The following is a 13,795-nucleotide window of genomic DNA, read 5'->3' on the forward strand; positions in this document are numbered from 1 at the left end:
ACGAGGGAAACATTCCCAGCGTACGGTTCCCGTGATTGTATACGTTCCGCTCGTCCGACCGCCCTCCCTGGAGGCTCGTGATGACCGCTCGCGCCGCACCGCCGCACCGCCCGACCGCCGCGCCCCGCACCCTCCTGGCCCCCCTCGCGGGCGCGGCCGCCGCCCTCCTGCTCGCCGGTTGCGTCCCCGTCCAGACCGCGCGGCCCAGCCCCGACCGCACCGACGTCACCGGCGTCGCGATCGGCGACCGCGCCGTCGCCGAGGGCGGGGACCTCGTCATGGCCCTGTCGGCCGAACCCGACCGCCTGGACCCGACGACCTCCTCCTCGCTCTACACCCGGTACGTCATGCAGACCGTCTGCGAGAAGCTCTACGACATCGACGCCGAGGGCGACCTCGTGCCGATGCTCGCCGCGGAACTGCCGCGGGTCTCCGACGACGGCCTCACCGTCACGATCCCCGTGCGCACCGACCCGGTGTTCGCCGACGGCACGCCGTTCGACGCCGGCGCCGTCGTCACCACCCTCGAGCGGCACCTCGCGCTGGAGGGTTCTTCCCGGCGCACCGAACTGGGTCCCGTCACCGACGTCAGCGCGCCCGACGACTCCACCGTCGTCATCACCTACGAGACGCCGTTCTCCCCGCTCACCGCCGCCCTCGCCGACCGCGCCGGGATGGTCATGTCCCCCACCGCCCTCGACGAGCTCGGCGAGGACTTCGGCGACGCCCCCGTCTGCGTGGGGCCGATGAAGTTCACCGAACGGGTCCCGCAGACCTCCATCACCGTCGAGCGCGACCCGCTGTACTACGCGGCCGACGAGGTCCACCTCGACAGCATCACCTACCGGATCATGACGGACGCGAACATCCGCGCCGCGAACCTGCGCTCCGGCGACGTGCAGGTCGCCGACAGCCTGTCCCCGCAGGACGTCGACGCCCTCGTGCAGGAGGACGGCATCGGCCTGCTGCAGACCGGTTCCTTCGGCTACCAGGCCGTGACGTTCAACGTGGGGAACACCGACGGCGCCGGGCAGCCGCCCGGGCGCGTCGACACCCCGCTGGCCACCGACCCGCGCGTGCGGGAGGCGTTCTCCCTCGCGGTGGACCGCGAGGCGCTCGTGGACTCGGTGTTCAACGACTGGTACGAACCCGCGTGCTCGTTCCTGTCGCCCGACAGCGCGTACGCCACGGAGGCCAGTTCCGCGTGCCCGCCGCACGACCCCGCCCGCGCCCGCGAGCTGCTCGCCGAGGCGGGGGTCGAGGTGCCCTACCGGATCGAGGTGCAGGTCTCGAACACGGCCGACTCGCTGCGGCTGCTGCAGGCGCTGCAGGCCAGCGTCCGCGACGGCGGTTTCGACGTCGTCGTGCGGCCGGTGGAGTACTCCACGCTGCTCGACGTGCAGACCCGCGGCGACTTCGAGGCCGTCCAGCTCGGCTGGTCCGGCCGCGTCGACCCGCACGGGAACTCCGCGAGCTTCCTGTCCACCGGCGGCAGCAACAACTACGCCGGCTGGTCGAACCCCGAGGCCGACGACCTCGTGACCCGGGCCGCGCAGGAGACCGACCCCGCGGTGCGCGCGCAGCTGTACGGCCGGCTCGTGGAGGTCGTGCAGGCCGAGGACCCGCTCGTCTACCTGTACCGGGTGCGCAGCCTCACCGGGTACACCGAGGACGTCGCCGGGATCGAGACGTACGCGGACGGGGTCGTGCGCCTGGGCCGCGCCGCGTTCCTCGCGGACGGGGGTGAGTGAGCCGTGGGCCGCTACCTGCTGACCCGGGTGTGGCACAGCGCGCTGACGCTCGTGCTCGCCTCGGTCGTCGTGTTCGCCGCCGCGCGCGCCCTGCCCGGCGACCCCGCCCTGGCCGTCGCCGGGGAGGAGGCGGACGCCGAGACCCTGGCCGCCGTGCGCGCCGACCTCGGCCTCGACCAGCCGCTGTGGGTGCAGTACGCCCGGTTCGCGCGCGGGCTGCTCTCCGGCGACCTGGGCACCTCGGTGCGCACCGGCACGCCCGTCACCGAGCTCATCGCGACGACGCTGCCCGTCACGCTGTGGCTGGCGACGTACGCGGTCGCGGTGGCCGTCGTGGTGGGGCTGGCGCTGGGCGTGCTCGCCGCGGTGCGCCGCGGCACGTGGGTGGACCAGGCCGTCGGCGGCGTCTCGCTGCTGGGGCTGTCCGTGCCCTCGTTCTGGGTCGGCCTGCTGGCGATCCTCTACCTGGCCGTGGGGCTGGGCTGGTTCCCCGCCTCCGGGTACGTCTCCCCGGCCGAGGACCCGCTGCGGGCCCTGCACCACCTGACGCTGCCGGCGCTGATCCTGGGCGCCACCACCGCGGCCGTCGTGACCCGCCAGACGCGGGCGTCCACGCTGCAGCAGCTGGGCGCCGACCACGTGCGCACCGCCCGCGCCAAGGGCGCGCCGCGCTCGGCGGTCCTGCTGCGGTTCGCGCTGCGCAACTCCCTCGTCGTCGTCGTCACCCTCGTCGGGCTGCAGCTCGGCGGGCTCGTCTCCGGCGCCGTCGTCACCGAGCGGATCTTCGGGCTGCCCGGTTTCGGCAAGCTGACGCTGGACGCGGTGTTCAGCCGCGACTACCCCGTCATCCAGGCCGTCGTGCTCGTCGTGACGGTCGCCTACATCCTCATCAACCTCGTGGTCGACGTCCTCTACACGGTCCTCGACCCCCGGATCCGCGTCGCGGGAGGCACCCGGTGACCGACGTCCAGACCGCCCCCGGCACCCCCGCGCCCGGCGCGGCGCCGCCCGCCGACCTCGGCTCCAGCCGCGGTCTCGTCCTGCGCCGCCTGCTGCGCAGCCGCACCGGCGTCGTCGGCGGCGCCCTGCTGCTGCTCGTCGTGGCCGCCGCCGCCCTCGCGCCGTGGATCTCCCCGTACCCGCCGGACGAGGTGCACTTCGACACCCCGTTCCAGCAGTGGCGCACCACGGGTTTCTGGCTGGGCACCGACGACCTCGGCCGCGACGTGCTGTCGCGGATCCTGCACGGCACCCGCGTCTCGCTGCTGGTGGGGCTGCTCGCCGTCGCCCTCGCCGTCGTCGTCGGCACCCCGCTGGGGCTGCTGGCCGGCTGGTGGCGGCCGCTGGACGCCGTGGTGTCCCGGCTGACCGACCTGACGCTCGCGTTCCCGTTCCTCATCATCGCCGTCGGCCTGGCGGCGGTCCGCGGGGCGAGCCTGTCGAACGCGGCCATCGCCCTCGGGATCGCGCACGTGCCGCAGGTCGTGCGGGTCGTGCGGGCGGAGACGCTGCGCCTGCGCGGCGCCGAGTACGTGCTGGCCGCCCGCTGCCTGGACGCCTCCGGACCGCGGATCCTGGCCACCCACGTCCTGCCGAACGCCGTGCCCTCGATCGTCGTGCAGGCCACGCTGATCATGCCCGCGGTCGTCATCGGCGAGGCGCTGCTGTCGTTCCTCGGCCTGGGCATCCAGCCGCCCACCCCCAGCCTGGGCATCATGCTCAGCGACGCCCAGCAGTACCTGTACCGCGCACCCACCGCGGCCCTGTTCCCCGGCCTGGCGATCCTGTTCGTCTGCCTGGCCTTCAACCTCTTCGGCGACGCCCTGCGCGACGCCTGCGACCCCGGAGGCACCCGGTGAGCCCCTTCACGTCCCCGCCCGAGCACACCACGCGCCCCACCCTGCGCGGCACGTTCGGGATGACCGCCTCCACGCACTGGCTGGCCAGCGCCACCGGGCAGTCCGTGCTGGAGCGCGGCGGCAACGCCTTCGACGCCGCCGTGGCCGCCGCGTTCGTCCTGCACGTCGTCGAACCCCACCTCAACGGCCCCGGCGGCGACGTGACGGCCGTGTTCGCCACCGCCGCCGACCCGCGGCCCGTCGTCCTCGACGGGCAGGGGCCGGCGCCGCGCCGGGCGACGATCGAGCACTACCGCGGCGAGGGCCTGGACAGCGTGCCCGGCGCCGGCGGGCTGGCCGCCGCCGTGCCCGGCGCCGTGGACGCGTGGCTGCTGCTGCTGCGCGAGCACGGCACCTGGGAGGTCGCCGACGTCGTCGCGCCCGCGATCGGCTACGCCCGCGACGGGCACCCCGTCGTCGGCCGCGTCGGCACCACCGTCGCCTCCGTCGCCGACCTGTTCACCGAGCACTGGCCCACCTCGGCCGCGCTGTGGATGCCGCACGGACGCCCCCCGCGCGCCGGGGAACTGGTGCGCAACCCCGCCTGGGCGCGCACCCTGGAGCGCCTCGTCGCCGCCGGCGACGACGCCGGTGACCGCGTCGCGCGCATCGAGGCGTTCCGCCGCGAGTGGCGCACCGGCGTGGCCCGCGAGGCCGTGGAGTTCCTGCGCGCCCCGCACCGGCACTCCTCCGGCACCGACCACGCCGCCGTCCTCGACGCCGACGACTGGGCCGGGTTCTCCGCCTCGTTCCAGCCCGCGTGGAGCGTCGAGTTCCGCGGCACCACCGTCGCCAAGACCGGCCCGTTCGGGCAGGGGCCCGTGCTGCTGCAGGCGCTGCGGATCCTCGACGGGTTCGACGACGCCGACCTCGACCCCTCCACCGCCCGCGGCGCGCACGTCGTCCTGGAGGCGCTCAAGCTCGCGCTGGCCGACCGCGACGCGCACTACGGCTCGCGCGCCGACGAGGACGTGCTGCGCGTCCTGCTGTCCGAGGAGTACGCCGCGCAGCGCCGGGCGCTCATCGGCGAGGACGCCTCGCACGAGTTCCGCCCCGGCCGCGTCGGCGGCGCCGAACCCTTCGTGCCGCCGCTGCGCACCGAGGCCCCCGCGGCCGTCGGCGTCGGGGAACCCACCGTCGGCGAGCCGACCGTCGAGGCCAGCGGCACCACCCGCGGCGACACCTGCCACGTCGACGTCGTCGACCGCTGGGGCAACGTCGTGTCCGCCACCCCCTCCGGCGGGTGGCTGCAGAGCTCCCCGGTCGTGCCCTCGCTGGGGTTCTGCCTCGGCTCCCGGTTGCAGATGACGTGGCTGGACGAGACCTCCCCGTCCGCGCTGCGGCCCGGCGAGCGCCCCCGCACCACCCTCACGCCCACCCTGCTGCTGCGCGACGGCGAACCCGTCGAGGCGCTGGGTTCCCCCGGCGGCGACCAGCAGGACCAGTGGCAGCTGCTGTACCTGCTGCGCCGCCTCGTCGGCGGGTACGAGCCCCAGCAGGCCATCGACGCGCCCGCCCTGCACACCACCTCCATGCCCGGCTCGTTCTGGCCGCGCACCTGGACACCGGGCGGCGCCGTCGTCGAGGACCGCCTCGGCGAGGACGTCATCGCCGACCTGGAGCGCCGCGGCCACCGCGTCACGCGCGCCGGGGACTGGACGCTCGGGCGCCTGTCGTGCGCCGGGCGCGACCCCGCCACCGGGGTGCTGCACGCCGCCGCGAACCCGCGCGGCGCCCAGGGCTACGCGGTGGGGCGGTGAGCGCCGTGGAGAACCCTCGCGACGGCTCCACCGAGGAGCTGCTGCGCGTGCGCGACCTGCGCGTCGGCTACCGCACGGGCGCCGGCACCACCGAGGTGCTGCACGGCGTCGACCTCACCGTGCGCCGCGGGCACCGCGTCGCCGTCGTCGGCGCCTCCGGCTCCGGCAAGTCCACCACCGCCACCGCCGTGCTCGGCCTGCTGCCCGGCAACGGGCGCGTCACCGGCGGCAGCGTCGTCCTGGCCGGGGAGGACGTCACCGAGGCCCTCGCCCGCGGCGACGACCGGCGGCTGCGCCGGCTGCGCGGGCGGCGCGTCGGGCTCGTCCCGCAGGACCCGATGTCCAACCTCAACCCCTCCGCGCGGGTGGGCCGGCAGGTCGCCGAGACCCTGGAGTTCCACGGCCTGGCCCGCGGCGCCGCCGCCCGCGAGCGCGCCGTGCGGCTGCTGGAGGAGGCCGGCATCCCGGACGCGGCCCGGCGGGCCAAGCAGTACCCGCACGAGTTCTCCGGCGGCATGCGCCAGCGCGTCCTCATCGCGATCGCGCTCGCGGCCGAACCGGACCTGCTCGTCGCGGACGAGCCGACCTCCGCGCTCGACGTGACGGTGCAGCGGCAGATCCTCGACCACCTCGAGTCGCTCACCGCCGCCCGCGGCACGTCGCTGCTGCTCATCACCCACGACCTGGGTCTGGCGGCCGACCGCTGCGACGACGTGGTCGTCATGTCCGAGGGCCGCGTCGTGGAGACCGGCCCGGCGCGCGGGGTGCTGCGCGCCCCGCAGCACGACTACTCCCGCGCGCTGGTCGCCGCCTCCCCGGCGGGGGCCGTCGCCGCCCCGGCCCGCCCGCTGCCGGCGGGCGAGCCGCGCGAGGTGCTGCGCGTGGACGGCCTCGTCAAGGAGTACCGGGTGCGCGGGCAGCGCGAGGTCGTGCGCGCCGTCGACGGCGTCTCCTTCTCCGTGGCCGCCGGCACGACCACGGCCGTCGTCGGGGAGTCCGGTTCCGGCAAGACGACCACCGCGCGGCTCGTCCTCGGCCTGGAGGACCCGACGTCCGGCACGGTCCTCGTCGGCGGGGAGTCCCTGACCGGCGCGGGGCGGCAGCGGCGGCGCGAGGTGCGCCGCGGCCTGCAACCGGTGTTCCAGGACCCCTACGGCTCCCTGGACCCCACCAAGACCGTCGAGCGCCTCGTCGACGAGCCCCTGCGCGTGTTCGGGGTCGGCGACACCGCCTCGCGCCGCGCCCGCGTCGCCGAGCTGCTCGACCACGTCGCCCTGTCCCGCGCGCTGGCCCAGCGCCGGCCCGCCGAGCTGTCCGGCGGGCAGCGCCAGCGCGTGGCCGTCGCCCGCGCCCTGGCCCTGGACCCGCAGCTCGTCGTGTGCGACGAGGCCGTCTCCGCCCTCGACGTCCTCGTGCAGCGGCAGGTGCTGCAGCTGCTGGACCGCCTGCAGCGCGAGCTGGGCCTGGCGTACCTGTTCATCACCCACGACCTGGCCGTCGCCCGCGAGATCGCCCACGACGTGCTCGTCATGCGTCGCGGGCAGGTCGTCGAGCAGGGCAGGATCGACGCCGTGTTCGACGACCCCCAGCACGAGTACACCGCCGACCTGCTCTCCGCCATCCCCGGACGGGCCGCGGCGTAGGGCGGCGGGCGTGGGTGCGTCCGCCGAGCGCGTCACCGCCGCGCTGCGCCGCGACGTCCTCGCCGGGGACCTGCCCCCCGGCGCCCGGCTGACCGAGGCCAGCCTCGTCGAGCGCTACGGCACCTCCCGGGTGCCGGTGCGCGAGGCGCTGCGCGCGCTGGCGGGGGAGGGGTTCGTCGAGCTGCGGCCCAACGCCGGCGCGCGGGTGGCCGACGTGCCCGTGGACGACCTGGCCGACCTGTACGCCGTCCGCGTCGTCGTCGAGGAGATCACGGCGGGCCGCTGCGCCCGGCGGGTCGCCGGCGGCGACGCGGACGGCGTGGTCGAGGAGCTCACCGCGATCGTCGACGCCGGGTTCGCGGCGCTGGCCGACGGCCGCGCCGCCGACGGCGCGGAGCTGAACACCCGCTTCCACGACGCCGTCGCCCGCCTCTCGCGCTCGCCGAGCATGGCGATGGTGCTGCGCCGGGTCGCCGAGCGCATCCAGTGGGCGTACACCACGACCGTGCCGCAGCAGGGGCAGCGCGCGTGGACCGAGCACCGCCGGATCGTGGCCGCCATCGCCGGCGGCGACGAGGCGGGCGCCGCGGACCTCATGCGCCGGCACGTGGAGAACTCCCGCCGCGCGTTCCGGCCCGCGCACCGGTGCTGACCCGCGGCGAGGTCGTCGCCCGCCTGCGCGCGGCCGGGTGCGTGCTGGCCGAGCGGGAGGCGGACCTGCTGCTCGCCGAGGGGCGCGACCCGCGGTGGCTGGCGGACGCCGTCGCCGCGAGGGCCGCCGGGACGCCGCTGGAGCAGGTCCTCGGCTGGGCGGGGTTCGCCGGGCACCGCTGGCGCGTGCGGCCCGGCGTGTTCGTGCCGCGCCGGCGCTCCGAGCGGCTGGTCGCGGTGGCGCTCGGGCTGCCGCGCCCGGCCGTCGTCGTCGACGTGTGCTGCGGCAGCGGGGCCCTCGGCGGGGCGCTGGCCCGTGCGCTGGCCGCCTCGCCCGGCCCGCCGCTGGAGCTGCACGCCGGCGACGTCGACCCCGTGGCCGTCGCCTGCGCGCGCGAGAACCTCAGCGGGCTCGGCGACGTGCACGCCGGGGACCTGCTGGACGCCCTGCCGGCGCGGCTGCGCGGCCGCGTGGACCTGCTGCTGGCCGTCGTGCCCTACGTCCCGCGCGGGGCCGTCGCGCTGCTGCCGCCGGAGTTCCGCGACCACGAACCGCGCCGCGCCCTCGACGGCGGCCCCGACGGCCTGGACGTCCTGCGCCGCCTGGCCGCTCAGGCCCCGTCGTGGCTGGCTCCCGGCGCTCACCTGGTCACCGAGGTCGGCGCCCCGCAGGTGCCCGCGGCCACCGCCGTCCTGCGCGGCGCCGGGCTGGCCGTCCGCGTCGTGACCGCCCCCGCCGCGCCCGACCCCTGGGCCCCCGGCGACGACCCCGGCGACGACCCCGGCGAGCCCGTCCTCGTCGCCACCGCCCCCTCCCCTCCGTGATCTCGCGGGGATCCCAGCGAGATCACGGGGGGAGGGGGAGCGGGGAGGGGGGCCGCGGGGGCTCGGGCGGCCACGACCCCCGCCGGAGCGTGGCACGATGCGCGTCGGCCTCGACGTCGCGGCCGTCCGACGCCCCCGCCCCCACGCCCCCGAGGACGCTCGATGGCCCCGCGCACCCCCACGTCCACCCGGCAGTCGCGCCCGCGCTCGGCGGTCGACCGCTACTTCAAGATCAGCGAACGCGGCTCCACCGTCGCGCGCGAGGTCCGCGGCGGCCTCGCCACGTTCTTCACGATGGCCTACATCGTGGTGCTCAACCCGCTCATCATCGGCACCCAGCCCGACAGCACCGGCGGGTTCCTCGGCGGGGGCAGCGCGCCCGACCTCAGCGCCGTCGCCGCCGCCACGGCCCTCGTCGCCGGGTTCATGACGATCCTCATGGGCGTCGTCGCCAACTACCCGCTGGCGCTCGCGACGGGCCTGGGGCTCAACGCGTTCCTCGCCTTCGGCGTGGCGTCCCTGCCCGGCATGACGTGGGCCGACGCGATGGGCCTGGTCGTCCTCGAGGGCCTCATCATCCTCGTGCTCGTCCTCACCGGGTTCCGCGAGGCCGTGTTCCGGGCCGTGCCCGCGCAGCTGAAGACGGCCATCAGCGTCGGCATCGGCCTGTTCATCACGATCGTCGGCCTCGTCGACGGCGGCGTCGTGCGCTCCGGCAGCGGCACGCCGCTGGAGCTGGGCATCGGCGGGTTCCTGTCCGGCTGGCCCACCCTCGTCTTCGTCGTCGGCCTGCTGCTCATCGTCGTCCTCATGGCCCGCAAGGTCCGCGGCGCGATCCTCGGCGGCATCGTCGTCGCCACCGTGCTCGCGGTCGTCGTCGAGGCCGTCGCCCGGCTCGGCGCCCGCACCGGCGAGGACGGTTCCGTGCGCGACGAGCGCGCCTGGGGCCTGAACGTCCCCGCGCTGCCCGACACGTGGATCAGCGCGCCCGACTTCGGCACCCTCGGGCAGTTCAACCTGCTCGGCTCGTTCGACCGCATCGGCGTCGTCAGCGTCGCCCTGCTCGTCTTCACGCTCCTGCTGGCCGACTTCTTCGACACCATGGGCACGATGGTCGCCATCGGCAAGGAGGGCGACCTCCTCGACGCCGACGGCAACCCGCCCGGCACCCGGCGCATCCTCGTCGTCGACTCCCTGGCCGCGGCCGCCGGCGGCGCGGCCGGCGTCTCCAGCAACACCAGCTACATCGAGTCCGCCACCGGCGTCGGCGAGGGCGCCCGCACCGGGCTGGCCAGCGTCGTCACCGGGGTGGCGTTCCTGCTCACCACGTTCCTGGCCCCGGCCGTCGCGATCGTGCCCTACGAGGCCGCCGCCCCCGCCCTCGTCGTCGTCGGGTTCCTCATGATGACCCAGGTCAAGGGCATCGACTGGGACGACCTGGAGATCGCGCTGCCCGCGTTCCTCACCATCGTCCTCATGCCGTTCGCGTACTCCATCAGCGCCGGCATCGGCGCCGGGTTCGTCGCCTACGCGGTCCTGAAGCTGGCCCGCGGCAAGGCCCGCCAGGTCCACCCGCTGCTGTGGGTGGTCGCCGTCCTGTTCGTCGTCTACTTCGCCATCGACCCGCTGCGCGGGCTCCTCGGCGCCTGAGGACGGACCGGGCGGAGCAGTCCGGGGAGGGGTGCAACGCAGCGGTGGGTCCACGGCGTCGTCCCGGTGTGCGCACCTCCTCCCCGGCCGCGGACCTCGCGGCAGCCGGTCCCGACGCCCCACCGGCGTCCGCGTGGCCGGCCGGGACCGGGGTGCGCGCGCGGCCGGGCGCCGGGGGAGCAGGAGGGGACTCCCCCGCCGCCGGGCCCGGTCCCGCCGGGCCGGACCTCGCCGGCGACGGCCTCGCCGAGCTCGTCGCCCGCGAGGGACCGCGCCTGGTCCGGCTGGCCCGCGCCCTGCTGCGCGACCCGCACCAGGCCGAGGACGTCGTGCAGGACGTCCTCGCGCGCGCCGTCGTCAAGCGCGACCGGCTCGCCGAGGTCGACGACCCCACCGCCTACCTGCACCGGATGCTCGTCAACGCCGTCACCTCCTGGCGCCGGCGCGCGTTCCGCCGCCACGAGCAGGCCGCCGACCCGGTCGCGCTGCCCGAGGACCCCGGCGCCGCGCGCACCCCCGACACCGCCGAGCGGCACGCCGAGCGCGAGCGCTGCCTGGCCCTGCTGCGCCGGCTGCCCGACCGCCAGCGCGTCGTCCTCGTCCTGCGCCTGTACGAGGACCTGCCCGACGAGGAGATCGCCGCGCTGCTCGGTTGCACGACCGGCACGGTGCGCAGCAACGCCCACCGCGGCCTGGCCTCCCTGCGCCGCTTCCTCGCCCAGGAGTCCGCCGGGGAGGACGGCCGTGGCTGAGGACCGCGACCCCGCCGCCGTCCTGCGCGAGGCCCTGCGCGCCGGGGACGGCGCCCGCGTCGACACCGCCTCGCTGGTCACCGGCACCCGCCGCCGCACCCGCGCCCTGCGCCGGCGACGCCGCGCCGGGCAGGTGCTGCTGGCCGCCGCCGTCGTGGCCGCCGTGCCCGCGCTGGGGTCCCTGCTGCCGGACCCCTCGACCACCACGACGCGCGTGGCCACGGCCCCGCCGGAGGAACCCGCTCCGGCGCCGACGGTGCTCCCGGCCCCCACCGGCGAGCCGCCCGGGCCGACGGCCGCGCCCGAGGACCCCGCCGACGTCGCCTACGACGTGCCCGACCTGCCGGGCACGGCCGCCGTCCTCGGCGACGAGTACGCCCTGCTCAGCGACCTCGGCCAGTACGCCGCCACGGCCGTCGTCGCCGGGCAGGAGTGCAACCGGGGCCTGACCGGCAACGCCGAGCAGGTCGCCGGCCGCTGGACCACCTGGCTGCCGGAGGGCGACACGTCGGGTGCCCGCGGCGTCGACGTCGTCGTCACCGGCTGGGTCGCCGGCAGCGGCCCGGCCGCCTTCGCCGACGTGGTGGAGGACACCGGGGCGTGCCGGTGGCTGGACCCGCGGGAGCCGTTCGAGCTGACCGCCCCCGGCCCGGACGCCTGGGACGAGGCGTGGGCCGCCCGCTCGTCCGCGCCGGGCGCCGACGTCGTCTCCGGCGCCGCCCGCACCGGCGACCTCCTCGTCGGCGTGACGGTCCGCTCGCCCGGGGAGGACGGCGAGGCGCGGCTGGCCGCCCTGCTGGCCGCCGCCGTCGCCGACCTGCGCGCCGCCGGCCTGCCCGCCGCGCGCTGACCCGGCGCGACCCCGCCGACGCGCGGCCCGGTCGCGGGCGGCTCGTAGAGTCCTCGCGTGTCCGGAACGCTCGTCGCCGCCGTCTGCCTGCTGTCCCTGGCGATGGGCGTGTGGGCCGTCGCCCTCACCGCCCTCGACCGCCGCGTCGGGCGCGCCTCGCTCGTCGCCCTGGCCGTCACCGAGCTGTCGGTGCTCGTCATGGTCGTGGCCGGGTTCGTCGACGTGGCCCGCGGCGTGCGGCCGGCCGAGCTGGCCACCTCGATCGCCTACCTCGTCGTCGCGCCGTTCATGCTGCCCGCCGGCGCGTTCTGGGCGATGGCCGACAGGTCCCGGCCCAGCACCCTCGTGCTGGCCGTCGCCTGCCTGGCCGTCATCGTCCTCAGCTACCGGGTGTGGGTGCTGTGGCAGGTGCAGCGGTGAGCGCCGCGCGCGCGGGCGGGGGGCCGGGGGGCACCGCCACCGGGCTGGGCCGCGTCCTCGTCGCCGTGTACGGCGTCTTCGCCGTCGCGGCGACCTCCCGGGCCGCCGTGCAGATCGCCACCCGCTTCCACGAGGCGCCCCTGGCGTACGCGCTGTCGGCGTTCGCGGCCCTCGTCTACGTCGTCGCCACCCTCGGCCTGGCCCGCACCGGGCCGCGCTGGCGGTCGGTGGCGTGGGTGGCCGTCACCGTCGAGCTGGTCGGCGTCCTCACCGTCGGCACCCTCAGCCTGGCCGACCCGCAGGCCTTCCCCGACGCCACCGTCTGGTCCGTCTACGGGCGCGGGTACGTCTTCGTGCCCCTCGTGCTGCCCGTCTTGGGGCTGCTGTACCTGCGCTCCGAGCGGCGCGCCCGGCCCGCCGCGTGAGGCCCCGCGCCGCCGGCGCCCTGCTGGTGGGCGTCCTGCTCGTCGCGTGCGTGATGCGCTCGCCGATCACCGTCGTCGGGCCGCTCGTGCCGGCCGTCAGCGCCGACCTGCGGCTGAGCTCCACCGCCGCCGGGGTCCTGACCACCGTGCCGCTGCTGGCCTTCGCCGCCTCCTCCGCGGCCGTGCCGCGGGTGGCCGACCACCTCGGGCTGCGGCGCACCCTGTTCGCCGCGCTGCTGCTGCTGGCCGCCGGGTCGGGGCTGCGCTGGCACCCCTCGGCCGCCGCGCTCTTCACCGGCACGGCCCTGCTGGGCGTGGCGATCGCCGTCGTCAACGTCCTGCTGCCGGCGCTGCTGCGCCAGGCGTTCCCCGCCCGCGTCGCCCTGCTCACCAGCGGCTACGTCGTCGTCATGGGGCTGGCCGGCAGCGCCGCCTCCGGGCTGGCCGTGCCCGTGGCCGACGGCGCCCCCGGCGGCTGGCGCACCGCGCTGGCCGTGTGGGCGCTGCCCGCCCTGCTGGCCGCGGCCGTCTGGTCGCTGCAGCTGCGCCGCCCCGAGGCGCGGGTGCCGCGCTCGGCCCGCGCCCGGGCGCCGTGGCGCTCGCCGCTGGCGTGGGCCGTCACCGCCTTCATGGGCGCGCAGTCGGTGACGTTCTACGTGCTCATCGCCTGGCTGCCGACGGTGCTGGTGGAGCGCTCCGGCCTCGACGAGGCCGCCGCCGGCTGGCACCTGTCGCTCGTGCAGGGCGCGGGCGTGCTGGCCAGCCTGCTCGTGCCGGCGGTCGCCACCAGCGCGCGCCGGGCCCGCCGCACCGGCGTGGCCGGCTCGCTGCTGACCGGCACCGGGTACGCGCTGCTGCTGCTGGCGCCCGGGTGGACGGTCGCCGCGAGCGTCGTCGTGGGCGCCGGCGGGGGGATCACCGTGGTCTCGGCGCTGGCGGCGATCTCCTCGCGCGCCGTGGACGCGTCCGGCGCGGCGGCCCTGTCGGGGATGGCGCAGTCCGTCGGCTACCTGCTGGCCGCGCTCGGCCCCGTCGCGGTGGGGGCGCTGCACGCCGGGACGGGCTCGTGGACGCTGCCGCTGGTCCTGATGACAGCCGTGGGGCTGCTGCAGGCGTTCGCTGCGCGCGCCGCGGGACGGGACGCGGTGGTGCTGCCGGCCCGCTGAGGGC

General features: G+C 76.9%; 13 protein-coding genes. All 13 read left to right on the forward strand.

Annotated elements, in window-relative coordinates; all coding sequences use genetic code 11:
• Positions 1-80 precede the first annotated feature (80 nt).
• The 13 genes from AB8M62_RS05215 to AB8M62_RS05275 all read left to right on the forward strand — a co-directional run bounded on the left by AB8M62_RS05215 (position 81) and on the right by AB8M62_RS05275 (position 13,791).
• A complete protein-coding gene (locus AB8M62_RS05215) occupies positions 81-1,751 on the forward strand; it encodes an ABC transporter substrate-binding protein (RefSeq protein WP_369068855.1) in 1,671 nt (556 codons plus the stop codon).
• 3 nt (positions 1,752-1,754) lie between these two features.
• Positions 1,755-2,711 carry an ABC transporter permease gene (locus AB8M62_RS05220; RefSeq protein ID WP_369056000.1) on the forward strand — a complete coding sequence of 319 codons (957 nt, stop codon included), beginning with the start codon at positions 1,755-1,757 and terminating at the stop codon, positions 2,709-2,711.
• Entirely contained in the window at positions 2,708-3,610 is a 903-nt protein-coding gene (locus tag AB8M62_RS05225; RefSeq protein WP_373694853.1) for an ABC transporter permease, read from the forward strand. Before AB8M62_RS05220 ends, AB8M62_RS05225 begins: the two co-directional genes overlap by 4 nt.
• Positions 3,611-3,669: 59 nt before the next feature.
• Positions 3,670-5,409 carry a gamma-glutamyltransferase family protein gene (locus AB8M62_RS05230; protein ID WP_369068887.1) on the forward strand — a complete coding sequence of 580 codons (1,740 nt, stop codon included), beginning with the start codon at positions 3,670-3,672 and terminating at the stop codon, positions 5,407-5,409.
• A complete protein-coding gene (locus AB8M62_RS05235; protein WP_369068856.1) occupies positions 5,406-7,052 on the forward strand; it encodes a dipeptide ABC transporter ATP-binding protein in 1,647 nt (548 codons plus the stop codon). The genes AB8M62_RS05230 and AB8M62_RS05235 overlap by 4 nt, the downstream gene beginning before the upstream one ends.
• A gap of 10 nt (positions 7,053-7,062) precedes the next feature.
• Positions 7,063-7,704: a GntR family transcriptional regulator gene (locus AB8M62_RS05240; protein ID WP_369068857.1), complete on the forward strand. Its 642-nt coding sequence runs from the start codon at positions 7,063-7,065 to the stop codon at positions 7,702-7,704.
• Positions 7,698-8,528, forward strand: coding sequence for a putative protein N(5)-glutamine methyltransferase (locus tag AB8M62_RS05245; RefSeq protein ID WP_369068859.1), 831 nt, complete (start codon positions 7,698-7,700; stop codon positions 8,526-8,528). The genes AB8M62_RS05240 and AB8M62_RS05245 overlap by 7 nt, the downstream gene beginning before the upstream one ends.
• Positions 8,529-8,690: 162 nt before the next feature.
• On the forward strand, positions 8,691-10,178 hold the full coding sequence (locus AB8M62_RS05250; RefSeq protein WP_369068860.1) for an NCS2 family permease: 1,488 nt from the start codon (positions 8,691-8,693) through the stop codon (positions 10,176-10,178).
• 68 nt (positions 10,179-10,246) lie between these two features.
• Complete coding sequence (locus tag AB8M62_RS05255; protein ID WP_369068862.1) at positions 10,247-10,930, forward strand: RNA polymerase sigma factor; 684 nt, start codon at positions 10,247-10,249, stop codon at positions 10,928-10,930.
• Entirely contained in the window at positions 10,923-11,780 is an 858-nt protein-coding gene (locus AB8M62_RS05260; protein ID WP_369068863.1) for a hypothetical protein, read from the forward strand. Before AB8M62_RS05255 ends, AB8M62_RS05260 begins: the two co-directional genes overlap by 8 nt.
• 57 nt (positions 11,781-11,837) lie before the next feature.
• On the forward strand, positions 11,838-12,200 hold the full coding sequence (locus AB8M62_RS05265; RefSeq protein WP_369055993.1) for a hypothetical protein: 363 nt from the start codon (positions 11,838-11,840) through the stop codon (positions 12,198-12,200).
• Entirely contained in the window at positions 12,197-12,625 is a 429-nt protein-coding gene (locus AB8M62_RS05270) for a hypothetical protein (RefSeq protein ID WP_369068864.1), read from the forward strand. The genes AB8M62_RS05265 and AB8M62_RS05270 overlap by 4 nt, the downstream gene beginning before the upstream one ends.
• On the forward strand, positions 12,622-13,791 hold the full coding sequence (locus tag AB8M62_RS05275; RefSeq protein ID WP_369068865.1) for an MFS transporter: 1,170 nt from the start codon (positions 12,622-12,624) through the stop codon (positions 13,789-13,791). The genes AB8M62_RS05270 and AB8M62_RS05275 overlap by 4 nt, the downstream gene beginning before the upstream one ends.
• Positions 13,792-13,795: the final 4 nt, after the last annotated feature.

This window comes from Kineococcus terrestris, assembly GCF_041020755.1.
In the GTDB taxonomy this organism is placed as follows: Bacteria; Actinomycetota; Actinomycetes; order Actinomycetales; family Kineococcaceae; genus Kineococcus; species Kineococcus terrestris.